26 protein-coding genes and 1 pseudogene are annotated in these 26,121 nt (G+C 66.5%); 11 read left to right on the forward strand and 16 right to left on the reverse strand.

Features of this window, described 5'->3' with window-relative positions; genetic code table 11:
* Nucleotides 1-22 precede the first annotated feature (22 nt).
* Together ACFIMZ_RS27390 and ACFIMZ_RS27395 are read right to left on the reverse strand one after the other, a co-directional pair.
* On the reverse strand, nucleotides 23-1,144 hold the full coding sequence (locus ACFIMZ_RS27390) for a branched-chain amino acid ABC transporter substrate-binding protein (protein WP_431822614.1): 1,122 nt from the start codon (nucleotides 1,142-1,144) through the stop codon (nucleotides 23-25).
* Nucleotides 1,145-1,274: 130 nt separating this feature from the next.
* Nucleotides 1,275-2,012: a FadR/GntR family transcriptional regulator gene (locus ACFIMZ_RS27395; protein WP_431822615.1), complete on the reverse strand. Its 738-nt coding sequence runs from the start codon at nucleotides 2,010-2,012 to the stop codon at nucleotides 1,275-1,277.
* Nucleotides 2,013-2,254: 242 nt separating this feature from the next.
* On the opposite strand from ACFIMZ_RS27395, the gene lhpI reads away from it, so the two are divergent.
* The 3 genes from lhpI to ACFIMZ_RS27410 all read left to right on the forward strand — a co-directional run bounded on the left by lhpI (nucleotide 2,255) and on the right by ACFIMZ_RS27410 (nucleotide 4,549).
* Complete coding sequence (lhpI, locus tag ACFIMZ_RS27400; RefSeq protein WP_431822616.1) at nucleotides 2,255-3,190, forward strand: bifunctional Delta(1)-pyrroline-2-carboxylate/Delta(1)-piperideine-2-carboxylate reductase; 936 nt, start codon at nucleotides 2,255-2,257, stop codon at nucleotides 3,188-3,190.
* A gap of 154 nt (nucleotides 3,191-3,344) precedes the next feature.
* Nucleotides 3,345-3,752, forward strand: coding sequence for a response regulator (locus ACFIMZ_RS27405; protein ID WP_431822617.1), 408 nt, complete (start codon nucleotides 3,345-3,347; stop codon nucleotides 3,750-3,752).
* A 17-nt stretch (nucleotides 3,753-3,769) separates the two neighbouring features.
* Complete coding sequence (locus ACFIMZ_RS27410; protein WP_059535706.1) at nucleotides 3,770-4,549, forward strand: helix-turn-helix domain-containing protein; 780 nt, start codon at nucleotides 3,770-3,772, stop codon at nucleotides 4,547-4,549.
* Nucleotides 4,550-4,604: 55 nt separating this feature from the next.
* Here the strand turns inward: ACFIMZ_RS27410 and ACFIMZ_RS27415 are convergent, their stop codons facing one another.
* From ACFIMZ_RS27415 to ACFIMZ_RS27425, 3 genes are all read right to left on the reverse strand, one after another.
* Complete coding sequence (locus tag ACFIMZ_RS27415) at nucleotides 4,605-4,958, reverse strand: metal ABC transporter ATPase (protein WP_431822618.1); 354 nt, start codon at nucleotides 4,956-4,958, stop codon at nucleotides 4,605-4,607.
* Nucleotides 4,959-5,156: 198 nt separating this feature from the next.
* Nucleotides 5,157-5,396 (reverse strand): UDP-glucose 4-epimerase, encoded by a 240-nt coding sequence (locus ACFIMZ_RS27420; RefSeq protein ID WP_431822619.1) that lies wholly within the window; start codon nucleotides 5,394-5,396, stop codon nucleotides 5,157-5,159.
* 27 nt (nucleotides 5,397-5,423) lie between these two features.
* On the reverse strand, nucleotides 5,424-5,699 hold the full coding sequence (locus ACFIMZ_RS27425; protein ID WP_431825374.1) for a DUF1488 domain-containing protein: 276 nt from the start codon (nucleotides 5,697-5,699) through the stop codon (nucleotides 5,424-5,426).
* A 237-nt stretch (nucleotides 5,700-5,936) separates the two neighbouring features.
* Here ACFIMZ_RS27425 and ACFIMZ_RS27430 point away from each other — a divergent pair.
* A pseudogene (locus ACFIMZ_RS27430) lies at nucleotides 5,937-6,185 on the forward strand (hypothetical protein); the annotation flags it as partial.
* 69 nt (nucleotides 6,186-6,254) lie between these two features.
* Here the strand turns inward: ACFIMZ_RS27430 and ACFIMZ_RS27435 are convergent.
* The gene (locus tag ACFIMZ_RS27435) at nucleotides 6,255-7,457 is read right to left on the reverse strand and encodes an RNA-guided endonuclease InsQ/TnpB family protein (protein ID WP_431822620.1); all 1,203 of its coding nucleotides are present in this window, start codon (nucleotides 7,455-7,457) and stop codon (nucleotides 6,255-6,257) included.
* A 30-nt stretch (nucleotides 7,458-7,487) separates the two neighbouring features.
* On the opposite strand from ACFIMZ_RS27435, the gene tnpA reads away from it, so the two are divergent.
* Nucleotides 7,488-7,895 (forward strand): IS200/IS605 family transposase, encoded by a 408-nt coding sequence (gene tnpA, locus ACFIMZ_RS27440; RefSeq protein WP_431825375.1) that lies wholly within the window; start codon nucleotides 7,488-7,490, stop codon nucleotides 7,893-7,895.
* Between the two features lie 59 nt (nucleotides 7,896-7,954).
* Nucleotides 7,955-8,167: a hypothetical protein gene (locus tag ACFIMZ_RS27445; protein ID WP_431822621.1), complete on the forward strand. Its 213-nt coding sequence runs from the start codon at nucleotides 7,955-7,957 to the stop codon at nucleotides 8,165-8,167.
* A 66-nt stretch (nucleotides 8,168-8,233) separates the two neighbouring features.
* Here the strand turns inward: ACFIMZ_RS27445 and ACFIMZ_RS27450 are convergent, their stop codons facing one another.
* The 4 genes from ACFIMZ_RS27450 to ACFIMZ_RS27465 all read right to left on the reverse strand — a co-directional run bounded on the left by ACFIMZ_RS27450 (nucleotide 8,234) and on the right by ACFIMZ_RS27465 (nucleotide 12,164).
* Entirely contained in the window at nucleotides 8,234-8,632 is a 399-nt protein-coding gene (locus tag ACFIMZ_RS27450) for a DUF488 domain-containing protein (protein WP_431822622.1), read from the reverse strand.
* Between the two features lie 292 nt (nucleotides 8,633-8,924).
* Nucleotides 8,925-9,194: a YbdD/YjiX family protein gene (locus tag ACFIMZ_RS27455; protein WP_431822623.1), complete on the reverse strand. Its 270-nt coding sequence runs from the start codon at nucleotides 9,192-9,194 to the stop codon at nucleotides 8,925-8,927.
* A gap of 14 nt (nucleotides 9,195-9,208) precedes the next feature.
* Entirely contained in the window at nucleotides 9,209-11,260 is a 2,052-nt protein-coding gene (locus ACFIMZ_RS27460) for a carbon starvation CstA family protein (protein ID WP_431822624.1), read from the reverse strand.
* A gap of 211 nt (nucleotides 11,261-11,471) precedes the next feature.
* Complete coding sequence (locus ACFIMZ_RS27465; protein WP_431822625.1) at nucleotides 11,472-12,164, reverse strand: CBS domain-containing protein; 693 nt, start codon at nucleotides 12,162-12,164, stop codon at nucleotides 11,472-11,474.
* Nucleotides 12,165-12,782: 618 nt separating this feature from the next.
* On the opposite strand from ACFIMZ_RS27465, the gene ACFIMZ_RS27470 reads away from it, so the two are divergent.
* Nucleotides 12,783-13,148: a hypothetical protein gene (locus tag ACFIMZ_RS27470; protein WP_431822626.1), complete on the forward strand. Its 366-nt coding sequence runs from the start codon at nucleotides 12,783-12,785 to the stop codon at nucleotides 13,146-13,148.
* 176 nt (nucleotides 13,149-13,324) lie between these two features.
* Here ACFIMZ_RS27470 and ACFIMZ_RS27475 read toward each other — a convergent pair whose 3' ends face one another.
* Both ACFIMZ_RS27475 and ACFIMZ_RS27480 read right to left on the reverse strand, forming a co-directional pair.
* Nucleotides 13,325-14,527: an amino acid aminotransferase gene (locus tag ACFIMZ_RS27475; protein ID WP_431822627.1), complete on the reverse strand. Its 1,203-nt coding sequence runs from the start codon at nucleotides 14,525-14,527 to the stop codon at nucleotides 13,325-13,327.
* A gap of 79 nt (nucleotides 14,528-14,606) precedes the next feature.
* Complete coding sequence (locus ACFIMZ_RS27480) at nucleotides 14,607-15,992, reverse strand: amino acid permease (RefSeq protein WP_431822628.1); 1,386 nt, start codon at nucleotides 15,990-15,992, stop codon at nucleotides 14,607-14,609.
* A 314-nt stretch (nucleotides 15,993-16,306) separates the two neighbouring features.
* Between ACFIMZ_RS27480 and ACFIMZ_RS27485 the strand changes: the two genes are divergently transcribed.
* From ACFIMZ_RS27485 to ACFIMZ_RS27500, 4 genes are all read left to right on the forward strand, one after another.
* The gene (locus tag ACFIMZ_RS27485; protein WP_059649921.1) at nucleotides 16,307-16,780 is read left to right on the forward strand and encodes an Lrp/AsnC family transcriptional regulator; all 474 of its coding nucleotides are present in this window, start codon (nucleotides 16,307-16,309) and stop codon (nucleotides 16,778-16,780) included.
* Nucleotides 16,781-17,161: 381 nt separating this feature from the next.
* Nucleotides 17,162-17,836, forward strand: coding sequence for a lytic polysaccharide monooxygenase (locus ACFIMZ_RS27490; protein ID WP_431825376.1), 675 nt, complete (start codon nucleotides 17,162-17,164; stop codon nucleotides 17,834-17,836).
* A 228-nt stretch (nucleotides 17,837-18,064) separates the two neighbouring features.
* Entirely contained in the window at nucleotides 18,065-19,744 is a 1,680-nt protein-coding gene (locus tag ACFIMZ_RS27495; protein WP_431822629.1) for a phospholipase C, read from the forward strand.
* Between the two features lie 112 nt (nucleotides 19,745-19,856).
* Nucleotides 19,857-21,275: a cytochrome-c peroxidase gene (locus tag ACFIMZ_RS27500; RefSeq protein WP_431822630.1), complete on the forward strand. Its 1,419-nt coding sequence runs from the start codon at nucleotides 19,857-19,859 to the stop codon at nucleotides 21,273-21,275.
* Nucleotides 21,276-21,283: 8 nt separating this feature from the next.
* Here the strand turns inward: ACFIMZ_RS27500 and ACFIMZ_RS27505 are convergent, their stop codons facing one another.
* From ACFIMZ_RS27505 to ACFIMZ_RS27520, 4 genes are all read right to left on the reverse strand, one after another.
* The gene (locus tag ACFIMZ_RS27505) at nucleotides 21,284-22,606 is read right to left on the reverse strand and encodes a TIGR00366 family protein (RefSeq protein ID WP_084908631.1); all 1,323 of its coding nucleotides are present in this window, start codon (nucleotides 22,604-22,606) and stop codon (nucleotides 21,284-21,286) included.
* 188 nt (nucleotides 22,607-22,794) lie between these two features.
* Complete coding sequence (locus tag ACFIMZ_RS27510; protein WP_431825377.1) at nucleotides 22,795-24,150, reverse strand: chloride channel protein; 1,356 nt, start codon at nucleotides 24,148-24,150, stop codon at nucleotides 22,795-22,797.
* 163 nt (nucleotides 24,151-24,313) lie between these two features.
* The gene (codA, locus tag ACFIMZ_RS27515; protein WP_431822631.1) at nucleotides 24,314-25,555 is read right to left on the reverse strand and encodes a cytosine deaminase; all 1,242 of its coding nucleotides are present in this window, start codon (nucleotides 25,553-25,555) and stop codon (nucleotides 24,314-24,316) included.
* Between the two features lie 91 nt (nucleotides 25,556-25,646).
* Entirely contained in the window at nucleotides 25,647-26,108 is a 462-nt protein-coding gene (locus tag ACFIMZ_RS27520) for a VOC family protein (RefSeq protein WP_431822632.1), read from the reverse strand.
* Between the last annotated feature and the right edge of the window lie 13 nt (nucleotides 26,109-26,121).

A 26,121-nucleotide genomic window follows, 5' to 3' on the forward strand; every position in this document is an offset into this window, starting at 1 on the left:
GCACGCCGGCCGCGCGCGGCGATCATTCGCCGTGCGGCACCGGCAAGCCGTTGCGGATCACGTAGACGGTCGTCGGCGCGCCCTTCAGGTCGCCGTTCGCATCGAACGAATAGGTGCCCGCGACGCCCTTGTAGTCCGACTTTGCCAGCTGCGCGATGAGCTTCGCCTTGTCGGTCGTCGTGCCGGCCTTGACCATCGCGTCGGCCAACAGCTTCACGCCGTCGTAGTAGTTGACGCCGTACACCTGCGGGTCGGCGTGATACGTGTCGTGGTACTTCTTCAGGAACTCGCGCCCGGCGGGCGTCTTCTCGAGCGCGACGCCGCCTTGCGCGCAGTAGACGATCGATGCGGCGTCGCCCGCCACCTTGCCCATGTCGGCCGAGCAGATCCCGTCGCCGCCGAGCAGCTTCGCGCGCAAGCCGCGCTGCTTCATCTGCTTGGCCATCGGCGCGCCCTGCGCCGCGTAGCCGCCGAAGAAGATCACGTCAGGGTTGGTCGCCTTGATCTTCGTCAGGATGCCGAGGAAGTCGGTCGCGGACGAATTCGTGAATTCCTGGTCGACGATCCTGATCCCGTTCGCCTTCGCGACGTTCGAGAACTGCTCGGCGACACCCTGGCCGTAGGCGGTGCGATCGTCGATGATCGCGGCGGTCTTCGCGTGGAGCGACTTCGCGGCGAACACGGCCATCGTGCCGCCGAGCTGCTCGTCGCTTGCGCCGATCCGGAAGATGTTCTTGAAGCCCTGTTTCGTGAGCGCCGGATTCGACGCGACCGGCAGCATCGGCACGCCCGCGTTGCTGTACACGCGCGACGCCGGGATCGCGACGCCCGAGTTGTACGGCCCGAGCACCGCGACGACGCCCTTGTCGACCAGATTCTGCGCGACCTGCACGCCGGCTTTCGGATCGGCCTGGTCGTCGTCGGACGCCAGCTTGAACGTGACGGTCTTGCCGCCGACCTTCAGGCCCTGCTTGTTGAGCTCGTCGACCGCGAGGCGGGCGCCGTTTTCGTTGTCCTTGCCGTTCGCGGCCTGCGGGCCCGTGAGCGGCGCCGAATGGCCGAGCATGACGACTTCCTGCGCATGTGCGGAAGCCAGCGCACCGGTGGCGACGGCCACGGCGAGCGCAATGACGAGTGGACGCATGGTGTGTCTCCTGATTGGTTTTAGTCGAACCAATGTAGGACACCACTGGTCATTATTCAAGCAGATTCAAAAATCGGCCCCGTCTTCTGGTTATAAATCAGACCAGAACGACAGAACAAGGACGCCCCGCTCACTTCGGCGCGATGTCGCGCCGCACGCGCAGGATGTGCTGCTCGACGTAGAACGCGGCCGCGTCGGCGTCGCCGGCGACGATCGCCTCGTAGATCAGCCGGTGCTCGGACACGTAGAGCCGGATCCGGCCCGCGTCGTAGATCCCGTCGTCCTTAAGGCGCTTCCACAGCGGCTGGTCCATCGTCTTCGCGACTTCGTCGGCGATCTTCACGATCAGCGCGTCGCCCGTCATCAGCGCGAGCTGGCGATGGAACAGCCGGTCGCTTTCGTTCCACAGCGCGCGCTGCTGCGGATCGTCGACGTCGGTGATCGTTTCCATCTGCGCGAGATAGCGTTCGGCGACCGGGTCCGGCCTGCGATGCGCGGCCGCGAGGCGCGCGATCGCCGGTTCGATGATCAGCCGCACGTCGAGGGTCGAGGTCGGGCTGAAATCGGCCTCGGCCGCGGCGTACCGGTCGCCGCGCCGCGCCAGCACGTCGAGCGGGGCCGACACGACGTAGGTGCCCGAATTGCGCTTCGTGAACACGAGCCCTTCGTTCTGCAGCGCGCCGAGCGCCTCGCGCACGGCCGGGCGGCCGACCTGGAACAGCGCCGCGAGCTCGCGCTCCGACGGCAGCCGGGTGTCGGGCGCATAGCGCCCCGCGCGGATCTCGTCGCGGATCTTTTCGGCAACCTGCTCGTAGATTTGCAGCGGCCGGAAGCCGTTTTCGAGGAATTCGGTGCGCGCGGACGACATCGTGGGGCTCCTGCCGGATGTTCGGGGTCGTGGACGGGTTCGCACTATATCGCGGAGCGCCGCGCCGCCGCCCCTCTCTGGACAGATATTAGAACCAAAAGCACCCGGGCGTTTTATTTTCCGGCTTGTCATGTCGCCACAAATTGGTATAGATTCGATCCAGACTGTCCATCTCGCGGTATCCGGCAACCCAGCACCGGGCGCGCTGTCCGCCCGCCGTCCACGCTCAACCGACGCACACGATGACTGCTCTCTCCCAGACTCCCGTTTTTGGCGCGGCCGCGACGGCCGCGTTGCTCGACTATCCGGCGCTGCTCGCCGCCCTCCGGCAAACCGTCGTCGAGTACGCGGCGGGCGGGATCGTCAGCCCCGAGCGTCTCGTCGTGCCGCTGCAGGCGGGCGGCGTGATGCTGTCGATGCCATCGAGTGCGCATGACATCGCGATCCACAAGCTCGTCAACGTCTGCCCCGGCAACGCCGCGCGCGGGCTGCCGACGATACTCGGACAGGTGATCGCGTGCGACGCGACGACGGGCGAAATGCGTTTCGTGCTCGACGGCCCGACGGTCACCGGGCGGCGGACCGCCGCGGTGACCGCGCTCGGCATCCAGGCGCTGCACGGCGACGCGCCGCGCGAGATCCTGCTGATCGGCACCGGCCGGCAGGCGGCCAATCACGCGGAAGCGCTCGCGACGATCTTTCCGGGCGCGCGCCTGCTGGTGCACGGCACCCGCGCCGCAAGCGCCGCCGCGTTCTGCGACGCCCAGCGCGCCCATGCGCCGCGGCTCGCGCCGCTCGACGGCGACGGCATTCCGGACACCGTCGACGTCGTCGTCACGCTGACGACCAGCCGCACGCCGGTCTACCGCGAAGCCGCGCGCGAAGGCCGGCTGGTGGTCGGCGTCGGCGCGTTCACCCCCGACGCGGCGGAAATCGACGCGGACACCGTGCGCAACAGCCGGCTCGTCGTCGACGACCCGGCCGGCGCACGCCACGAGGCGGGCGACCTGATCCTCGCGCAGGTGGACTGGCGCAACGTTGCTTCGCTCGCCGACGTGCTCGGCGGCGCATTCGTGCGCGGCGGGCCGCTGCTGTTCAAGAGCGTCGGCTGCGCGGCGTGGGATCTCGCCGCCTGCCGCGCGGCGCGCGACGCGCTCGACGCACGCCGGGCCGGCTGATCCGGCCGCTGCGGCACGGGTTTCGGCCCCACTGCGTTTCGGCCCCATCGCCGCGGCGAATGTAGGAAAAACCCTACAACGCGGCGAAGCGGCCTACGCAAACTTCCAATTCGGCCGATTTCCTTTTTGGCGTCGCAACCGGATACTGGCTTTCATGAATGCCAGCCTGTCATCCGTCGCGCTCCGTGTGTTCCTCGTCGATCACGCCGTCGCGGTACGGCGCAGGATCGCGCTGCTCGTCAGCACGATCCGTGGCGTCGACATCGTGGGTGAAGCGGAGGACGGCCAAGGTGCGTGGACGCACATCCGCCGGTGCCAGGCGGATGTCGTGATCGTCGACCTGCGGCTCGCGGACGGCAGCGGCCTCGACCTGATCGGCATGCTGTCGAAGGCCGCGCCGCGCGTCGTCACGATCGTGCTGACGAACCATTCGGCGCCGGCGTTCAGGGAGGCATGCGCGATGGCCGGAGCGGATTACTTCTTCGACAAGACCGCCGAATTCGACGCCGCATGCCACGTCATCGAATCCCTGGTGCGCTCGCGTCGCGCGCACCGCACCTGAAAGTGCCGGAGTGCATCATGTCATCAGCATCCGTTAGCGCTGCTGCCGTGCCCGTCGCGCGGCGGCTTGCGACGCCGCTTCACGCGATTGCCCGGGCCGACGCCCCGAAACACCCCGCCGCGCGCTGCTCGGTCTGCGCGATGCGTTCCCTGTGCCTGCCGCCGCAGCTGACCGCGGCCGAATACGGCCGGCTCGACTCGATCATCTGCACGACCCGCCATGTCCGCCAGGGCGACGCGCTGTTCCGCACGGACGATCCGTTCCAGAGCATCTACGCGGTGCGCGCGGGATCGTTCAAGACGGTCATGGTGCATCGCGACGGTCGCGAACAGGTGACGGGCTTCCAGATCGCCGGCGAGACGTTCGGCATGGACGGCATCAGCAGCGGCCAGCATTGCTGCGACGCGATCGCGCTCGAGGACAGCGTCGTGTGCATCATCCCGTTCGGCCAGCTCGAGGCGGCCTGCCGCGAAATGAAGCCGATGCAGCATTTCCTGTACCAGATGCTGAGCAGCGAAATCGTCCGCGAATCGAGCCAGATGCTGCTGCTCGGCACGATGTCCGCCGAGCAGCGCGTCGCGCAATTCCTGCTGAACCTGTCGTCGCGCTTCCAGGCGCGCGGCTATTCGGCCTCCGAGTTCAACCTGCGGATGACGCGCGAGGAAATCGGCTGCTACCTCGGGATGAAGCTCGAGACCGTCAGCCGGATGTTCTCCCGGTTCCATCGCGAATCGCTCGTCGAGACGCACGGCAAGCGCGTGCGCATCATCGACGCGGAAGGACTCGCGCGCGTCTGATCGGCCGGGAAGCCCTGCGGTTCGCCGCACCCGCCCGTGGCGCCGCCCTTCGCGCTCAACGCAGCACATGCGAACCCTGCCCGGCCGTGCCGGGCGTGCCCGCTCCCTGCCCGACCTGCCACGCCATCAGCGTCCGCTCGGCTACCGCGAACGCGCGGCGCACCGCTTCGTGGGCGTCTTCGCCGACGCAATGCGGAATCGGCCTCAGCTCGTTGTTGCGGGTGATCAGGTCGAGCCGCACGTCGTACGCGCGCTGACCGGCGCCAGACGCGCGCGACTCGATCGCCAGGTGGCAGCCGCTGATCAGCGTGCGGAACCGTTCGAGGCGCACCAGTTGCTCGCCGGCTTCCGCTTCCAGTGCGGCCGAACCGGCGAATCCGAAGTAGGCGATCTGCATGCCCACGCCCATGTTGTTTCTCCCGACGGCGCCGCCCTCGTGCCGATCGCCTGATATGGCGCCGCCCGCGTGGCCGCGAGACGGCGAAGATTCATCTGTAGTGACTGCGTGGTCTGTCCTCGCCGGCCGCAGTCCGACCGGCAGCGTGCGCAACCCCGCCGCGCGTTACCCGCACGCCCCCGCGTGCGGCTCCCCTTTTTCCCTTTTCTTCTATACGTTGAACGTCTGCGACCGCTTCAGTTCGATCCACGTCATGCCGGCCCGCAGGCCCGCGAGCACCGCCTCGCGCTCGGTCGGATACACCTCGCTGTGCTCGAACGCATGGTGGAACCGGCCGGCGCCGACGCCGTGCTCGACCTGCACGCGGCAGCGGAATCCGCCGCCGGCGTCCGGCCGCGTCTCGACCTCGACCGACCAGTCGTCCTCGCGGATATTGCCCGACAGTGTCATGCCCCCTCCTGAGACCTTCACGCCGCTTCAGCCACCGAATCGGAAATGACCGCTGTGCAGCAGCACCGGCCGCCCGCCGATCTCCTCGAGCATCCGGCGCGCGACGCCCTCGATCTCCGGGCGGTGCGCGTCGAACGCGTGGATCAGATCCCGTTCGAGCAGCGACGCTGCGCCGAAGTGATCCTCGAGCGCTTCGGCTGTGATCGCACATTGCACACAGCTGTCATCGACGATCGCCGAGAATGCGACGATCAGATCGCGTGCACAGTATTCCGGCGGATCCGGCGGGAAATCGATCTGCATCGACATTGGCTTGTCCGTCATTGCTGCGACATGTCCATGACGTGAGCATAGAGGCGCGCGCCGCCGCACGCTTGACCCACGTCAAGCGAGTCCCCCGAGGCCCCGCTCAACGCCGCGGCCGCGCCGCGGTCAAAGGAAGTAGACCGGCCCGCTCGGGCGCAATCGTCCCGATCCGCGCGAACGCCCCGCGCGCGGCGCGTGCCGGTGGACGGGGCTGGGACTGCACGGGACGCGACGATGGCATTGATTGCAAATCTCGATGGCGCCCGCGACCTGTACCGGCTGTGCTTCGTGCGCGCGCCGTGGGCGTATTTCACGTGCCTGCCGCTCGACGAGCAGTGCGGCGAGCGCTGGGCGGCGGTTCCTTATCAGGATGCGGCGAAGCCGCCCTACAGCGATTCGCGCACGCAGGTGCTGAAGGTCGCGTTCGACGCGCCGCTGCTGCTGCCGCCCGAAGCGGGCCGCCACGCCTGCGCGTGCAGCGTAGAGCAGTTGACATCCTCCCCTACGTGAATGCAGGGAATTCCTACCGCTCCTAAAACGATGATGCTTGCTTCAGATCGCCTCGGCGGGTTCCTGCTTCACAGAGCGGCCCGTCTGCACCGGCTCTCCACAGGCTGCCACGCGGTGTCCCCGCGCCAAAACATTGATCGCGCCGACCACATCGGCGTTTTCCTCGAGACCGCATTCGATACAGGCGAACCGCGCCTGCGTGAGCCGGTTCTCCGCGCTCACGCAGCCGCACGCCGGACACGTCCGGCTCGTGTTCGCGGGCGGCACCGCAATAAGCCAGCCGCCGCTCCATGCCAGCTTGTAATCCAGTTGGCGACGGAACTCGAACCAGCCCTGATCGAGGATGGCTTTGTTCAGGCCGGACTTGGCCCGAACATGCTTACCAGGATTCCCGGTGTTGCTCGCTGCCGATCTGGACATGTTCCGCACCTGCAAATCCTCGATACACACCATCGCGTGGTTATTGCTGATCGTGGTCGTGGCCTTGTGCAGGTAATCGCGGCGGGCGTTACCGATGCGGGAATGGATGCGCTGGACGCGGGCTTGCGCCTTCTTCCAATTGCTGCTGAATTTCACTTTGCGGCTCATGGCCCGTTGCGCACGGCGCAACCGGGCTTCGTGCCGCTTGAAGCTGTTCAGCGGTGCGAGGAACGTGCCGTCGCTCATCGTTGCGAAGCGAGCTACGCCGACATCGATGCCAACCGCGCGGGTGGCTTGCGGCACGGACGGATCTACCTCGCGTTGTGTCTGGATCGAGACGAACCACTTCCCGGCACTCTGGGATACCGTGGCATTGCGCAACTCACCCAAGACGCCCCGGCTATTGCGGTAGCGCAGCCAACCGAGTTTGGGCAGAAAGATTCGGCTGTTACCCTGATCCAGCTTGATCTGCTTCGGGTCGGGGTAGCGGAAGCGGTCGCTCTTGCCCTTCTTCTTGAAGCGCGGGAATGCCGCACGCTTGCCGAAAAAATTCTTGTAGGCCCGCTCCAAGTCCTTGAGCGCGTGCTGCAGCGGGTGAACGGGCGAATCTTTGAGCCACGGAGTCTCCGATCCATTTCGCCACGCAGTGAGGTGCTTTGCCATCGCCACGTAGCTGATGAACTTGCCGCCCGCGTTGTAATTCTCCTTCTGCAACGCCAGCGCCTTGTTGTAGACGAACCGGCACGATCCGGCGAAGCGGCGCATATCGCGCTGCTGCTCGCCAGTTGGCATCAGTTCGAACTTGAAGGACTGGAGACGTTGCATTCGTACATCGTACTCGTGGCCTATAAGCACATGTCAAGACATCCGGCGGGACGGCATTGCGTCTTCCTGATGCATGTGCACTTGGTCTTCGTGACCCAATACCGGCGAGACGCGCTCTCGAAAGCCGTACTGGACGGCATGCGCGAAATCTTTGCCAATCTCTGCCGCGACTTCGCGTCCGAACTGGTGGAGTTCGACAGCGAAGACGACCATGTTCATCTGCTGGTGAACTACCCGCCAAAGGTATCCGTGTCGTCGCTGGTGAACAGCATCAAGGGCGTATCCAGTCGCATGATTCGGCAGAAAATTTACCCCAGTATCCGCAAGAAGCTATGGGGTGGTGCTCTGTGGTCTCCGTCCTACTTTGCAGGAAGTTGCGGCGGTGCACCTATCGAAATGGTGCGCCCGTACATCGAACAGCAGAAACCGCCGCACTAAGCGCGGCAAAGGACGCCGGTGGCGCCCGCCCTTTCCTTCGTCGCCCTGAAGGACAAGGTTTGACGCGCGTCTCGATCAATCACGGCGCCGCGCCGTGGCTGCGCAGCGAGAATTTCCTCGACGGCCGCACGCTGCGCGTGATGGGCGGCGCGACGCTGCAGACGTTCGTCGAGACGGTCGAGTCGGCGGGCGGCACGGTCTACGGCCCGCTCGGCTGGGCCGAGCTGCCGCCGTGGGCGGCGCCTGATGCGCTCGATGTGGCGGCGGGCTGATTGCCGGCGGTGGATGCGTCAAGCCTGGCGCCCTGCGTCATTGCGCCGGCGACAGCCCGTCGCCGCTCAGGATGCATCCGGCTCGATCGCCGCGCCGCGCTCGGCGAGCAGCTCGCGCAGGATGCTGCGGTGACAGCGGTTTTCGTTCTCGCAGTAGCAGCCGATCGAGAACTGCGTGGTCGCCGACAGCGCCGCGAGCAGGTCCAGCACTTTCGGCGCGTCGCCGTGATTCATCTCCGCGCGGAACTTGCGGGCGAAGGCCCGCCAGTCGGCATCGGTCCCGGCGGCCTGCGCCTGCGCGACGAGCTCGGGAGTCGGCGACAGCGTCGGCAGCCACACGTCGTAATAGTTGCGCGACGCGAACTCGGCCTTCGGCACGCCGCGCGGCGGACGCCGCACCGTGCCGATCCGCAGGCCCTCGTCGGCCGCGCGCGGCGACCCCAGCTGTACGATCCGGATGCTCATGCGCGTTTTGCTCCTTCGGTTCGATGATGTCGACGCGCACATCGTACCGCCGTGAGTGTGGTGGTGACAGATGTGCGGTGCAGGATCGCGCACCGCACAATAAAGTTCAGCGACGTTGACCGGGGAGCGCGAGGGGGAGATTGTCGGCGTTCGGCCATCTCCCGCCATTCGCGAGCGGGCCCTGTCGGACACTCTGACGCCCGTTTCGCACAGGGAACGGACCATCACCGGCCTGGCCCACTCGATCCGGCACGCCTGCGATGGTCCCGACCGCTACGCTGATGCAACGAACCTAGCAGCATCGCGGCCCATTGCGGGCGTATTTTCGGTCGACCGCCCACGCGCAGAACTCGCGCCGCGAGAGCAACGGCGCACCCGGATGATGCGATGCCATATGTTCTGCATAGCGCTCATAGTCCGGAATCCCGAACATTTGCAGGTAGGCCCGGCGTATTGCCCTTGTCACGCCCGACAGACGCCCGTCACTTGCAGCAGCGACACCCTCGGCGTGCGTTGTCTGCATCGACTGCGTTGCCCGTCCTGAGAGAAACAGCGTTTTCATGATGAGCCCTCTCCTTATGTGCGTGCGACCATCGGCGTCTCGTGAGCGGTGGGCTGTGCCACGCGCAGCGCCTGCCAGCTCATCCTGATCGCGAAGAAACACATCGCCACCACCAGCACGACAAACACGCCACAAACCGCTGCATCCAGGTAGTTATTGAAGGCGACCCGATGCATCTCCGCAATTGACTTTGCAGGCGCGAGCACGGTCCCGCGCGCCGCAGCGTCGCTGAACCGGTTCGCGAGCGCAAGGAAGCCGATGTGCGGATCGCTGCTGAAAATCTTCTGCAGCCCGGCAGTCAGCGTCGTGATCAAGAGCCAGGCGGTTGGCACGAGCGTCACCCATACGTAACGCTCGCGCTTCATCTTCATGAGGACGCTCGTGCACAGCAGCAGCGCGATGCCGGCGAGCATCTGGTTGCCGACGCCGAATAGCTGCCACAGCGTGTTGATGCCGCCGAGCGGATCGACCACGCCCTGATAAAGGAAGTAACCCCACAACGCGACGCAAAGCCCGGTACCGAGGAGGTTCGCGGGCAGCAGATCCGTATTGCCGAGCGGCCGATAAACGTGGCCCAGCATGTCCTGGATCATGAAACGGCCGACGCGCGTGCCGGCATCCACGGCGGTGAGAATGAAGAGCGCTTCGAACAATATCGCAAAGTGATACCAGAATGCCTGCATCGCGCTGCCGCCGACCGCCTGGGCGAGTATCTGCGCCATGCCCACCGCAAGCGTCGGCGCCCCGCCGGCACGCGACAGGATCGTGGTTTCGCCGATATTCGCGGACGTCTGGTTGATCATCTCCGGCGTGATGGTAAACCCCCAACCGGAAATGACTTGCGCCGCATGGGCTGCCGTGGTGCCAATGACTGCCGCCGGCGCGTTCATCGCGAAGTAGATACCCGGTTGCAGCACGCACGCGGCCACCAGCGCCATGATGGCAACGAATGATTCGGCGAGCATGCCACCGAAGCCGATGAAGCGCATATGCGACTCGCGCTCGATCATCTTCGGCGTCGTGCCCGACGAGATCAGCGAATGGAACCCGGACACAGCGCCGCAGGCGATGGTAATGAACAGGAACGGGAAGAGCTTGCCCGAAAACACCGGGCCGCTGCCGTCGATAAAGCGCGTGGTTTGCGGCATCGAGAGCGCGGGGGCGACGACGTAGATGCCGATGGCCAGCGCGACGATCGTACCGATCTTGAGGAACGTGCTCAGATAGTCGCGCGGCGCAAGCATCAGCCATACCGGAAGACTGGAGGCCACCGCGCCGTACAGGATGAGTGCCCACGCCAGTTGCGGACCGCTCAGCGTGAATGCCGCCCCCCACGCCGGGTCGCTCGCGACTGCCTTGCCGGCGAGCAGCGCGGCGAACAGCAGCACGGCGCCGAGGATGGACGCTTCTCCTACGCGTCCAGGCCGGAAGACCCGCATGTAGAGGCCCATGAGCAGCGCGATCGGGATCGTCGCCGCGATGGTGAAAAGTCCCCATGGGCTTGCCGTCAGCGCCTTGACGACCACGAGGGCCAGGACAGCCAGAATGATGATCATGATCGCGAGCACGCCGGCAAGCGCGAGCGAGCCAGGCACCGGCCCCAGTTCGATCTTGATCATTTCACCGAGGGACTTCCCGTCGCGCCGAACCGACGCGAACAGTACGATGAAATCCTGCACGGCGCCGGCGAGCACGACGCCTGCAAGAATCCAGAGCGCGCCGGGGAGGTAGCCCATCTGCGCTGCCAGCACGGGACCGACCAGCGGGCCGGCGCCGGCAATCGCCGCGAAATGATGGCCAAACAGCACCCACCGGTTGGTCGGCACATAGTCCATGCCGTCGTTGTGTCGCTCCGCCGGGGTTTGGCGGGTATCGTCCAGTCGCAGAACCCGCTCGGCGATGAATTTGCTGTAGAAGCGGTACGCGATGAAATAGACGATCAGGGCGGCCGTCACGAGCCACACTGCATTCACGCTCTCGCCATGCCGCAGCGCAACCGTCGCGAGCGCGAAAGCGCCCACTGCGGAAAGCACGCCCCAAAGAAGAATCGACGCGAGCCTGTTCATGGTGCCTCCTTGCAGACGCGCTGGGAACGGCCCCGTCACCGATGCCACGCAAATACCATGCAGCGTGACGGACGGACCATGTCTTGCGACTGGTAAACATGGGGCCAACTTGCAAAAAAATTACACCCGCACGGTCATCACTGCAACCTGCGGAACGGCCATGTTCAGACAAGACGAGGCGTCGACCATCCGAGTCCGTCGCCGGCCTCGGCTACATCGTCGGAATGATGCCCGGATACTCGAGATGGCTTTCGACGCGCTTCACGCCAGGCACGCCTTCGGCAGCGACCAGGACTGCGCGGCGCTCTTCTTCCGATTCGATGACGCCCCAAAGATGGACGACGCCGTCCCTGACGATGACGTTCTCCCGCGGCAACGCCCAGCGTTGGTCGCGCAGCTCCGTTAGCACCGAGTCGCGCAGCGCGCTGTCATCCGGCGTTTCCGAGGGCATGGACTTCTCGGGCATGCTTGCGAGCGCACGAATCAGATTGGCGCGGCTGACGATACCGACGAGCTCGCTGTCCTTCAGCACCGGAACGCGCTTGATGCGGTAACGCTCGAACGTGTCGGCGATCTCGTCGAGCGGCGTGTCTTCGGTCACCGCGATCACGCTGTCGTTCATGACGTCTTTCACGGCGTGCCCATGTTCCTTCACATAGGTGCTCGCCAATTCGCGCGTCGACGCGAGAACCTCGAGCCACCAGGCACGGCGACGCTTGCCCGTGCCAATCTCGACGCGATGCAGCAGATCGCCCTCGCTGACGAAGCCGACAACCCGCCCGTTCGCATCGACAACGGGCATTCCGCCGATGTGATTGTCCGCGAGCAACGTGGCCGCCGTATGTATCGTTGTCTCCGGCGTGACCGTGATGACAACGGAAGTCATGACGTCTGAAGCACGCATGGCGTTCTCCTTGACGGTGGTCGGCGCAATTCAAACTCCGACGCCGCTGTGCATGCCCTCGTCGCCGGTTCGGCAGCGTGTGGCATGCGTAATTTCATTCTAGTTCGCTGGTGAACGGCAGTCTCACAGTCTCCGGCCGTCACGGCCGGCGGCTGTCGGCGGCGGATTCAACCGGTCGTTCGACATCGGTGCACGAATCGTCGACAATCCGGAGAAATTCGGGAATTGCCTGCAAAATCTGACTCGCACAAAAGGACCGCCAATGAGTTTTGACATCATCGTCGTCAAGCCGGAAAGTTGTGATGCAGAATGTCACCCTGGCGAATGACCCGGTGGGGTCGGCGCATCTCGCTCTGCGCTATGGTCCGAATGGGTCAACATCATCGCGCGACCAGTTTGTCGAGTGTCTTGGCGAACTCTGTCGTCACTTGCAGTGTGTCGCCTTCGCCGTGTCCGATAACGCTCGGCTGGCTCCGTGAATTGCCAAAATTGCTTGATTCCACGATGAGCGGCTGGGTTGCAGAGCCTTGAAGGGTCGTTCAGGGTCGGCAAAAGTCGAACGATACGCAGACTCAGTCGGCATTCTCGCCACGCTCTTTCGAAACAGAAAAACGAGCCATGACAAACCTGATTCGATTCCAGGTTCGGCCGGTATATCACGGTAGCGATCTTCTGGTCGAGGTACTTGACGACCATCGCGCAGTTGACTTTCCAAACGTCGCCGCGATCCTGCAAGATGCACTGCATTCTGTCCAGGTACCGCATCCAGACGGCCTTGATGACCCCCGGGTCGCTTTATCGCAGGATCGCTATTTCAGCTATTGGACGTATGCTCGGGGCCACTATGAAATAGACGACGATATCTGGGCACTGTTCGTCTCCGCCTCAATGAGCAACTCGACGATAGTCGCGGACATCGAACGAGCACTCCTGTTGACAGGGAAGTTCGTCAAAGAAGAAGTAGATTTCAGCAAGTTCGAGTGAGTGAAAGGGATCTGCGGAAGCTCACGCAACAATGGCGAACGACTGCTCCTGGCGGCCAGCAAGGACCGCTCCGGGTCGGTGAGCGACATCCACCGAAATCCACGCAGAACCACAAAAAACCGGCTGCCCCCGCAACGGGAACAGCCGGTTTCGCGCCTGCCCACTCGCAGACTTACTCAGACGCCGCTCTTCAGCACCTTGCCGATCGCATCCGCGACGATGCCGACGTTCGAGTCATTCAGCCCCGCGACGCACATCCGGCCCGAACGCAGGATGTACACGCCGTGCACTTCACGCAGCGCGTCGACCTGCGATTCGGTCAGGCCCGTATACGTGAACATCCCGCGCTGCTTCACGTAGCGCGTGAGCGCCTCGCCGCTGACGTGTTCGCGCAGGCCGTCGTGGATCGACTGGCGCATCCGCGCGATGCGGCGGCACATCGCGGCGAGCTCTTCCTCCCACTGCTTGCGCAGCGCGGGCGTGGTGAGCACCGTCGACACGATCTTCGCGCCGTGGATCGGCGGGTTGCTGTAGTTCGACCGCACCGCGCCCGCGAGCTGGCCGAGCACGCGCTCGGCCGCGGCGGCGTCCTCGCAGACCACGCTCAGGCCGCCGACGCGCTCGCCGTACAGCGAGAAGTTCTTCGAGAACGAGTTCGCGACCAGCGCCGGCAGGCCGCGGCGGGCCAGCTCGCGCACCGCGAACGCGTCCGCGTCGAGGCCCGCGCCGAAGCCCTGGTAGGCCATGTCGACGAACGGCAGCAGCTCGCGCGTCTCGATCACGTCGATCAGCTTCTGCCACTGGCCTTCGTCGAGGTCGACGCCGGTCGGGTTGTGGCAGCACGCGTGCAGCAGCACGACGCTGCGCGCCGGCAGCGCGTCGATCGCCGCGAGCATCGCGTCGAACTTCAGGCCGCCCGTCGCTGCGTCGTAGTACGGGTAGTTATTCACCGTGAAACCAGCCCGCTCGAAGATGAAGCGGTGGTTTTCCCAGCTCGGATCGCTGAGCCACACCTGCGCATCCGGGAAGTAGCGCTTCAGGAAATCGGCGCCGACCTTCAACGCGCCCGAGCCGCCGAGCGTCTGCACGGTCGCGATGCGGCCCGCCGCGCGCGCCGGATGATCCGCGCCAAACACGAGCGCCTGCACCGCGTCGCGGTACGGCGCCATGCCGACCATCGGCAGATACGGCTTCGGACCGATCTCGCGCTGCTGCGCGGTCTCGGCCTCGCGCACGGCCTCCATCACCGGAATCCGGCCTTCGGCGTCGAAATAGATGCCGATGCTCAGGTTGACCTTCTGGTCGCGCGGGTCCTTCTGGAAGTTCTCGTTGAGCGTCAGGATCGGATCGCCGGGGTACGCGTCGATGTGTTCGAACATGGCTTTATCGGTCTGGTTGGATGAGAAATCTTGCGGCTGGTCAGGCGTGGCCGGCCAGAGACGGCCGGCCGTGCCTGCGTCATTGCGCGGACGCACCTTCACGCAGCGCATAGCCCGCATTCTTCTGACGGAAGCGATACCCGACCGCGAGCACCACGAGCCACACCGGAATCAGGTACACGGACAGGCGCAGGCCCGGTGTCAGGTACATCACGACGAGAATGCCGGCCATGAACACGAGGCACACATAATTCGTGAAAGGATAGCCCAGACTGCGGAAGCGCGTCTGCAGTCCCGCTTCGCGCTTGGCCTGGCGGAACTTCAGGTGGATCAGACTGATCATCGCCCAGTTGATGATCAGCGCCGACACGACGAGCCCCATCAGCAGCTCGAACGCCTTGCCCGGCATGAAGTAGTTGACCACCACGCAGATGCCGGTCGCGAGCGCCGATGCGCCGAGCGCCGCGAGCGGAATGCCGCGCTTGTTCACCGAGGACAGCACCTTCGGCGCATTGCCCTGCTGCGCGAGGCCGAACAGCATCCGGCTGTTGCAGTACACGCCGCTGTTGTAGACCGACAGCGCCGCCGTCAGCACGACGACGTTCAGCACGTTCGCGACCAGGTCGCTGCTGAGCGCGTGGAAGATCAGCACGAACGGGCTGCCGCCGGTGACGACCTTCTCCCACGGATACAGCGACAGCAGCACGCCGAGCGCGCCGATGTAGAAGATCAGGATGCGGTAGATCACCTGGTTGGTCGCGCGCGGGATGCTGTGCTGCGGATCGTCCGCCTCGGCCGCGGTGATGCCGACGAGCTCCAGCCCGCCGAACGAGAACATGATCGCCGCCATCGACATCACGAGGCCCGACACGCCGTTCGGGAAGAAGCCGCCGTGCTGCCACAGGTTCGCGACGCTCGCGTCGGGGCCCGCATGACCGCTCGCGAGCAGCCAGCCGCCGAAGCCGATCATGCCGACGATCGCGGCGACCTTGATGATCGAGAACCAGAATTCCGTCTCGCCGTACGACTTGACGCTCGTCAGGTTGATCAGGTTGATGAAGACGAAGAACACGAGCGCGGACACCCAGGTCGGCACGCCCGGCCACCAGTACTGCACGTAGATCCCGACGGCCGACAGCTCGGCCATGCCGACGAGGATGTACAGCACCCAGTAGTTCCAGCCGGACAGGAAGCCGGCGAAGTGGCCGAAGTACTTGTCGGCGAAATAGCTGAACGAGCCGGCGACCGGCTCGTCGACGACCATCTCGCCGAGCTGCCGCATGATGAAAAATGCGACGACGCCCGACAGCGCGTAGCCGAGCAGCACGGACGGGCCCGCCATCTTGATCGTCTGCGCGATGCCGAGGAACAGCCCCGTGCCGAGCGCGCCGCCCAGCGCAATGAGCTGGATGTGGCGATTCTTCAGCCCGCGCTTCAGGCCGTCCTTCTCGTGTTCAGAAACCATGTCTTCTCCACTTTGTCCGCTTCCGGCGGAAGCGGTGCGCGTCGGTGTGCCGCGCGCTGTTTTGCTGTGCCGGCGGCCCTTCGTGGGGCCGTCAGGTTGGGGACTGCAATTTTCGCGCGGCGACGCCCGACCGTCGTCGGCAAGCCCGCCCAACCGGCCGCCGACTGCCGCCCGCAACCGCGTTGCCGCGATCGCGCACGAAAATCCGGCGTCAGTTTAGCGTCGCGACGACGAAATCGGGTTTCGTAACCCGTTCATGCAAACCCTACATTATGAGATAAGATTGCATCCAGGAGACAGATGAGGAAACAAAAATGCCTGAACCGGTACTCGACCGCATCGATCGGAACTTGCTGGCGATCCTGCAGGAGCATGGCCGCGCATCGAATCTCGAGCTGGCGAAGGCGGTGGGCCTGTCGCCCGCGCAGACGCTGCGCCGCCACCGGCGGCTCGAGGAGATCGGCGCGATCCGCCGCTACGAGACGCGGCTCTGCCCCGACACGCTCGGCTTCGGCGTCACCGCGTTCGTGCACGTGACGATGGAGCGCGGGCACATTCGCGATCTATCCAAGTTCCAGAAGCTCGTGTCCGAGCTCGCGCAGATCCAGGAGTGCTTCTCCGTGACGGGCGACATCGACTACGTGCTGAAGGTCGTCGCGCACGACCTGAAGGGGCTGTCCACGTTCCTGCTCGAAACGCTGATGCGCATCCCCGGCGTGAGCGGCGTGCATTCGAGCGTCTGCCTCGACGAGATCAAGTGCACGAGCGCGATGCCGGTCGAAGCCTGAGCCGGCCGGCGTCTTTCCCGCCTCGATCGGAATTTCGCGCATCCGGTAGCGAAATGATTACGCCGGCAATAACCGTTTTTTCACCGGATCCATGGCTTTCGCCTTCACGCGAACATGTGCCTCACTCAAAAATACTCTTTTAAAAACAGGCACATTCCGAATCACCGCTACGAAAACGGAAACGTCGATAATTTAATCGTCGATTAATCCGTTTTCAATTTCCTTTTCCGTTTTTTACGACTATGGTTCGAGTCGGCGAAAGCCGATTGTCATCGCGCGATTCGGCGACATCGCGTCCGAGCCGTTGCGCGCACAACCATTCCGACTTCAACGCAGTGAGGGCCCATGAAACAGACCATCCGAAGATCCGTTTCTTCCGTCATGATGCGCGCGCTGGCCGGTGCGGCGCTGCTGACCGTGATGGCCGGCGCGCACGCGCACGGCCGCCTGACCGAGCCGGCATCGCGCATCGTGCTGTGCACGCAAGGCCAGAACCCGAATTGCCCGGTCGACGCGTGGCATGCGAACGCGATGGAGAACGGCAAGTTCTTTCCGGCCACGCAGGGCGGCCTGTCGGACTCGTTCGCGCCGGACGATGCGGAGAACGTCGCGCCGCCCGCGGACGGTGAAATCGCCGGCGCCAGCACGAACGGCGCGGTGCCGTTCCTGAACGAACAGTCGCCGGACCGCTGGCAGAAGGTTCCGCTGCGCTCCGGCGCGCTGCAGAACTTCAAATGGGAATTCAGCGCCGTGCACAAGACGCGCCGCTGGAACTACTTCATCACGCGCGCCGACTGGAATCCGTCGCAGAAGCTGACCCGCGCGCAATTCGAACCCACCCCGTTCTGCACGATCCAGAATCCCGGCCAGCCGTACTGGAACCCGAACGCGAACCTCGTTCCGTCGCAGCCGACGATCCATCAATGCCGGCTGCCGGTCCGCACCGGCTATCACGTGATCCTCGCCGTGTGGGAAGTGGCCGACACCTCGATGGGCTTCTATCAGGTGGTCGATGCGATCTTCACCGACGGCAGCACGACGCGCAGCCCGTTCTGACGCCCTCCGCGGTGCACGTCGGCCGGGCCGGCGCGCACCGCTTCTCCGTTCGCCTCGCTGCGCAGTAAGACACTCGATATTCGCGCGTAACGCCGCCGAAAGCGCCCGGCCTCCATATCTTCATACTGAACTGCTTCAATGCGCGTGCCAGTCGCCGGCCCGCTGCCGTAGCCGTCACCCGGCATGCCGCGCCGCGTTCCCTGACCCGCCCGCATGGAGTTCCCGCAGATGTTCCGTCAAGCCTTGCTCGTCACCGCCTGCGCAGGCGCCGCCCTGGCACTGTTCGCCTGCGGCGGCAGCGACGATTCGACGCCGGCCACGGCTTCGGTGTCGTCGCAAGATGCGCTGCAGACCGCCACGCCGATCAAGCACCTCGTCGTGATCTACGGCGAAAACGTGTCGTTCGACCACTATTTCGGCACCTATCCGAACGCAACGAACCCGCAGGGCGAGCCGGCGTTCACCGCGGCCGCCAGCACGCCCGCCGTCAACGGCCTGACCGGCACGCTGCTGAGCGCGAACCCGAACTTCACGAACCCCGCGAACGGCGCCGACGCCGCGAACCCGTTCCGCCTCGATCGCACGCAGGCCGCGACCGCCGACCAGAACCACGCGTACACCGCCGAGCAACAGGCCGAGGACAACGGCCTTGCCGACCTGTTCCCGAAATACACGGGCAAGGGCTTGTCCGGCGGCGCCGGGGCGTTCGGCACGAAAGGCCAGGTGATGGGCTACTTCGACGGCAACACCGTGACCGCGCTGTGGAACTACGCGCAGCGCTTCGCGATGAGCGACAACATGTATACGACCGTGTACGGCCCGTCGACGCCGGGCGCGCTGAACGTGATCTCCGGCCAGACCAACGGCATGCAGATCGTCAAGACGTCGAAGCAGCCGTCGACGCTCGCCGCGACCTCGTATTACGTCAACGACGGCCAGGGCGGCTTCACGATGATCAACGACGTCGATCCGGGCTTCGACGTCTGCTCGAGCACGACCGACCAGGCGATGATGGCCGGCAAGAACATCGGCGACCTGCTGAATGGCGCGAACATCACGTGGGGCGGCTTCATGGGCGGCTTCAACCTGTCGACGGTGAACGGCAACGGCACGACGGGCTGCACCCGCAGCACGGTCGCGACCGCCGTGAACGCCGCGACGGCCGACTACATCCCGCACCACAACTGGTTCCAGTACTACGCCTCGACCGCGAACCCGCAGCACACGCGGCCGAGCTCGCTCGCCGCAATCGGCTCGAGCGTCCAGACCGACGGCAAGACGGCCGAGCCGGCGAACCACCAGTACGACTCGGACGACTTCTTCGCCGCGGTGAAGGCCGGCAACTTCCCGTCGGTCAGCTTCCTGAAGGCGCCGGCGGCGCAGGACGCGCATGCGGGCTATTCCGATCCGCTCGACGAGCAGGCATTCGTGACGAAGGTCGTCAACTTCCTGCAGCAGCAGCCCGACTGGCAGAACACCGCGGTGATCGTCACCTATGACGACTCGGACGGCTGGTACGACCACGTCTATGCGAGCCCGACCCATGCGTCGTTCAACGCGGTCGACCAGCTGAACGGCAACGGCAAGTGCGGCACGGGCACGCAAGGCGCCGGCGTGAACGGCCAGCCGGTCAACGGCCGCTGCGGCCCGGGCGTACGGATTCCGCTCGTCGTGATCTCGCCGTACGCGAAGCAGAACTACGTCGACCACACGATGATCGACCAGGCGTCGGTGGTCCGCTTCATCGAGGACAACTGGCTCGGCGGCCAGCGCATCGGCGGCGGCTCGTTCGACGCGTCGGCGGGCGACCTGCGCGGCCTGTTCGACTTCGCGTCGAAGCCGAACACGACGCCGCTGTATCTCGACCCGACGCTCGGCACCGCGCTCGGCTCGGCGCCGTCGATCTGAGCGTCGACGTCATCCGTGCGGCCGGCGCGCGATGCGCCGGCCGCTTCCATTTCAACGCGCCGCATCCGCCGCATCCGCCGCATTCGCCGCGCCCGACTTCGCCTTCGACCGCATGACCGCCCGTCCCGCGTTTCCGCCGCCCGGCGCGCCCGACACCGCCCTGCCGCGCCGCCCGTCCCGTCTCCTGCGCCGCGTGGCGCTCACGCTCGGTGCGGGCGCAATCGGCTATGCCGCGTTCGCCATCGCGTTTCCCGCGCATACGCCGGCGGCGATCGCCAGCGTCGTCGCGGACTGGACCGGCGCGAACCCGCACCCGATCGTGCTCCAGCGCCCCGCCGCCGCGTCCCTCTCCGCGGTCGCGCAGCTCGGGCGCGCGCTGTTCCTCGATCCGGCGCTGTCGGCATCGGGCAAGCAGTCGTGCGCGTCGTGCCACAGCCCCGATCACGCGTACGGCCCGCCGAACGCGCTCGAGGTGCAGCCCGGCGGCATCGCGATGACGCTGCACGGCTACCGGCCGCCGCCGTCGCTGATGTACCTGTACCGGCAGCCCAACTTCAGCATCGGCCCCGATACCGGCGAGAACGACGACGCGGCGAGCGTCGCGCAGCAGGCCGCGTCGGCGGCCTGCGTCGTGAAGGCGCAGAAGGTGGCCGGCGCCGCGGCCGCGCCGCAGCTCGTGCCGCAAGGCGGGATGTTCTGGGACGGCCGCGCGGACACGCTGCAGCAGCAGGCGTTCGGCCCGCTGCTGAATCCGGTCGAGATGGCGAACCCGAGCGTCGACGACGTCGCGCGCAAGCTCGCGCAGTCGCCGCACCGCACGCAGTTCATGCAGTTGTTCGGGCCGCGCGTGTTCGACAGCGCGCAACTCGCGGTGTCCGAAGCGATGTTCGCGATCGCGCGCTATCAGGTCGAGGACCCGTCGTTCCACCCGTACGACAGCAAGTACGACCGCTGGCTGGAAGGCCGCGCGCGCCTCACGCAGGCGGAACTGCGCGGGCTGCGGCTCTTCAACGATCCCGCGAAGGCGAATTGCGCGGGCTGCCACCTGTCGAAGCCGGGCGCCGACGGCGCGCCGCCGATGTTCACCGATTTCCAGTACGAGGCGCTCGGTGCGCCGCGCAACCGCCTGCTCGCGCAGAACCGCGATCCGGCGTTCCACGACCTCGGGCTGTGCGGGCCGTTCCGCGACGACCTGAAGGACCAGACGCAGTACTGCGGCATGTTCCTCACGCCGACGCTGCGCAACGCGGCGACCCGCCACGTGTTCTTCCACAACGGCGTGTTCCACTCGCTCGACCAGGTGATGGCGTTCTACAACGAGCGCAATCTCGCGCCGGAGAAGTTCTATCCGCGCGGGCCGGACGGCAAGGTCGACGCGTACGACGACCTGCCCGCGCCGTATCGCGCCAACCTCGACGTGACCGATGCGCCGTTCGACCGCAAGCCGGGCGATGCGCCCGCGATGTCGGCGCAGGATATCCAGGATATCGAAGCGTTCCTGCACACGCTGACCGACGAGCCGGCGCGCTGAGCAGCCGTTCAGAACAGATACATGCCCGCGACGAACACCGCGCCGGAAAACAGCAGCGTGGTCACGCAGTAGCCCATGATGTCGCGCACGCCGAGCCCCGCGATCGCGAGCGCGGGCAGCGCCCAGAACGGCTGGGCCATGTTGGTCCACGCCTCGCCGTACGCGATCGCCATCGCGGCCTTGCCGAGATCGGCGCCGAGCGCCTGCGCGGCCGGCATCACGAACGGCCCCTGCACGACCCAGTGGCCGCCGCCCGACGGCACCGCGAAATTGATCACCGCGGAGCTCAGGAACGCGAGCAGCGGGAACGTGTGGACGTTCGCGACGTCGACGAACCACTTCGTGATCACGCCCGCGAGCCCCGAATGGTCCATCAGCGCCTGGATGCCCGCGTAGAACGGGAACTGGATCATGATCCCCGACGCACCCCGCGCCGCGCCCGCGACCGCGCGCGCATAGGCCATCGGCGTGCGGTGCAGCAGGATGCCGGCCGCGAGGAACGCAAGGTTCACGGTGTCGATGTCGAGCGCGAAGCCCTTCTGCACGAAGCGCAGCACGAGGAACACCGCGCACAGCGCCGCGACGAGCACGGCCAGCAGGCGGCTTTCCTCCAGCCGCTCGGCAAGCGTCGCGTCCGGCCCGAGCTTGCGCTCGACGCTCGGCGGCTCCGCGAGCAGCGCCGGATCGACGCTGACGACGTCCTCCGGCTTCGGCATCATCAGCCGCGCGAGAAACGGCAGCATCACGATCAGGCCGATCGTCACGAACGCGTTGTAGCCGGTGAAGAGCGTCTGCGACACCGGGATCAGGCCGATGGTCTTCTCCATCGGGTTGCCCTTCGTCGCGGCGACAAGCGGAATCGAACCGGACAGCCCGCCGTGCCAGCTCAGGAAGCCCATGTACGCGGACGCGACGAGCAGCCGGTAGTCGCTGCCGGCCACGCGCCGCGCGACCTCGCGCGCGAGCATCGCGCCGAGCACGAGGCCGAAGCCCCAGTTGATCGCGCAGGCGAGCGCGGCGACGAACGCGACCAGCATCACGCCCTGTCCGGGCGTGCGCGCGGCGCTGGCCAGCGCAACCAGCGCGCGCTTGACGGGCGGCGAGCTCGCGAGCGCGTGGCCGGTCACGAGAATCATCACCATCTGCATCGAGAACGCGAGCAGGTTCCAGAAGCCGGAGCCCCACATCGTCGTCAGTTGCGCCGGGGAATTCGGCGTGAGGCCGAATGCGAGCGCGAAGGTCGCGATCGTCAGCAGGATCGCGAAGATCAACGGGTCGGGCAGCACGCGGTGGACCACCTGCGTGAAAAAGCGGGAAATGCGCTGAATCAACTTGAGCTCCTCGTTTCCTGATATGAACGGCCGCGCGGGTGTGGTTGTTGGAGAGGCGCGGGCCGCGCGGATTCTTGCACAGAACCGAAGTTCGCGCTTCGAACCGCCGGAATGCGTGGGAAACGGGAGGTGGCGTCCGGTCTCCCGGACTCCGTTCGGATGATGCTTCGATGCAGCCTGTGGAAGCGTCAGGACTGGCGAACCGCGACCGCCAGTTCCTGCGCCGTCCCGCGTTGCGCGGCGGCACGGCGCCCGGCCAGCCGCTCGGCATACCGGTACGCGACGAGCGACCCGGCTACCGCGAACAGCATCGGCACGAGGCTGTCGTGGCTCGCGCGCGTGAACTCGAGCAGCAGCACGACCGCGGTGATCGGCATCTGCATCGACGCCGCGAGAAACGCGGTCGCGCCGACCAGCGCGCACGCGCCGGCCGAGGCCCCCGGCCAGACTGCGCTCCAGAGTCCGCCCAGCACGATGCCGAGCAACGCGCCGTTCGCGAGGCCCGGCGTCAGCAGGCCGCCTTCCGCGCCCGCGCGCAGGCTGCTTGCGGTGATCAACACCTTCAGTGCGAGCAGCGTCGCGGCAATCCCGACCGTCAGCGCGCCGTCGAAGCTCAGCGACGCGGGCCCCTTGCCGTTGCCGAGCAGTTGCGGAAACCGCATCGCGAGCCAGCCGATCGCCGCGAAGTTGACGAGCGCCAGGAGCGGCAGCCGCCAGTCCCTCGGCGCGGCCGCGCGCGCCCGGCCCGTGAGCCGCACGAAGCCGTACGCGGCGAAGCCGAACACCGGCCCGCACACGACCGACCACGCGACGAGCGACGCGCTCAGCACGAACGGCGGCACGCTGTACTGGTGCTCGTTGCCGAGGCCGAGCCACGCGAGCGCGGCCGCGATCGCGGACGTCACGACCGCCGGCACGAGCGCGCGCAGCTCGAACGTGCCGAGCAGGACTTCGAGCACGAACACCGCGCCGCCGAGCGGCACGTTGTAGACGGCGGCGAGCCCCGCGCCCGCGCCGCACGCGACCATCAGCCGGCAGTCGGCGGGCGTCAGCCCCGCGCGATGCGCGAGCCGGCCGGCGAGCAGCGCGCCGATCTCGCGCGGCGCGACCTCGCGGCCGAGCGGCGAGCCGAGCGCGACGGTGACGATCTGCAGCAGCGCATGGATCGTCGTGCTGACGGCCGGCATCCGCGGATCGTCGGCGCGAACCGCCCGCCGGATGCTGACGAGCGGCCGGCCGTAGCGGTACAGCGCCCACCAGCCGGCGCCCGCGACGAGCCCGCAGCCGCCCAGCACGACGAGCCGTCGCAGCGGCGCGGCGGCGGTCACGCCCGCCAGGAAGCTCTCATCGCTGATCACCCGCGCGGTGCTGTAGCCGTAGGCGAGATGCTGGATCGCATGCAGCAGCAGCGCGAGCAGCATGCCGCCGAGGCCCGCGCCGACGCCGGTCAGCACCGCGACCGCGGCGAGCCGGGTGAATCGGGTAAAGGAAGCGCCGCTCGGCGGCAACGAGGACGAGGGAACGGGCGGGATGTCGGCGCGCATCGGATCGGCTGGCTGGAATCGGGGGAACGGCATGCGTCGCACATGCCGTTGTCAGCCCGCATCCTAGGTTGGCCGCGTTCATGAGACAAACGTATTTTTCTAATCGACTCATGCATTTTTTGAATACTTGCCATATCTACGCGCGGCGCGGGGCATCCCCGCTTCACCCCGGATAGTCGATCCGCTCCGGCTCGCGCCGCATGATCACCCGCCCGCCCCGGATCGACAGCGCCGCCTTCGCCTGCCGGCGCAGCGCGTCGTAGTCGCTGTCCGCGTCGAGCACGACGAGGTTCGCCGGCCGGCCGACTTCGAGTCCGTACCGTTCGCCGAGCTGCAGCGTCGTCGCGCTGTGGCCGGTCACGAAGTCCAGGCAGCGCTGCAGGTCCTGGTAGCCCATCATGTGGCAGATGTGCAGCCCCGCATCGAGCACGCGCAGGATGTTGCCGTTGCCGAGCGGATACCACGGGTCCTTGATCGAGTCCTGCCCGAAGCACACGTTGATGCCCGCGCGGTTGAGCTCCGCGACGCGCGTGACGCCGCGCCGCTTCGGGAACGTGTCGAAGCGCCCCTGCAGATGGATGCTCTCGGTCGGGCACGAGATGAAGTTGAGCCCCGCGCGCTTGAGCAGGCGGAACAACTTCGAGCAGTACGCGTTGTCGTACGAACCCATCGCGGTGGTATGGCTCGCCGTGACCCGCGCGCCCATCCCGCGCACGCGCGCCTCCTCGGCGAGCACTTCGAGAAAGCGCGAATGCGGATCGTCGGTTTCGTCACAATGCACGTCGACGAGGCAGCCGGTGCGTTCGGCCAGGTCCATCAGGAAGCGGATCGAGCTGACGCCCTGCTCGCGCGTGTTCTCGAAGTGCGGAATGCCGCCGACGACGTCAGCGCCCATCTCGATCGCCTGCTCCATCAGCGCGCGGCCGCCGTCGAACGACTCGATCCCTTCCTGCGGGAACGCGACGATCTGCAGGTCGATCAGCCCGCGCGCCTCGTCCTTCACTTCGAGCATCGCCTTCAGCGCGGCGAGCGACGGATCGGTCACGTCGACGTGGGTGCGCACGTGCTGGATGCCGTGATCGCGCAGCATGCCGATCGCCGTGTGCGCGCGCGCCTTCGTGTCCTCGTGCGTGATCGTCGCCTTGCGCTCGGCCCAGCGCTCGATGCCTTCGAACAGCGTGCCGCTCATGTTCCACGCGGGTTCGCCCGCGGTGAGCACCGCGTCGAGATGGATGTGCGGCTCGACGAGCGGCGGGATCGCGAGCCGTCCGCCCGCGTCGATGTCGGCGCCGCTCCCGGGCGTGACCGCCGCCGGCTGGGCGTCGATGCGGGCGATCCGGCCCGCGTCGATGCCGATCGTGAACAGGCCGTCGCGGCCGCGCAGACGTACGTTGAACAGGTTCATGCCGGGTCCTGGCAAAAAGAAGCGGCCGCGCGGCGCGCGCGACGGACGCGTGAATGGAAAGGAACGACCGGGTGCGCGTCGGCGCCGCCCGTCACGACCAGCCTTCGATCGTCAGCCCGGTCGCGGCGGCGGCCTCGTCCGCCGACACCGCGCGCACCTGCTGCCCGAACGTCCACACGTGCTGCTCGGGATCGCGCGCGCGATAGGTGCGGTCGCCCCAGAACTGGTCGGCCGGCTCCTGCAGGATCACCGCGCCGGCCTGCCTCGCGCGTTCGCAATGCGCATCGATGCCGTCGGCCAGCTGCACATGCACGCACTGCGTGTTCCTGCCGCCGACGTCCAGCGGGCTCGCGACGAACCCGGCCCATTCGCCGCCGATCATCAGCGTGCCGCCGGCGCACGTCAGCTCGGCATGCGCGAGCTTGCCGTCCGGCGTGCTGATGACGACGCTGCGCGCGAAGCCGAACGCCCGCTCGAGCCAGTCGAGCGCGGCCCACGGATCGCGATAGAACACGGCGGAACTGACGGAGGGACGGCGGCTGGGCGTGGTCATCTTCAGTCTCCCG

The organism is Burkholderia sp. F1 (genome assembly GCF_050813845.1).
Lineage (GTDB): Bacteria > Pseudomonadota > Gammaproteobacteria > Burkholderiales > Burkholderiaceae > Burkholderia > Burkholderia ubonensis.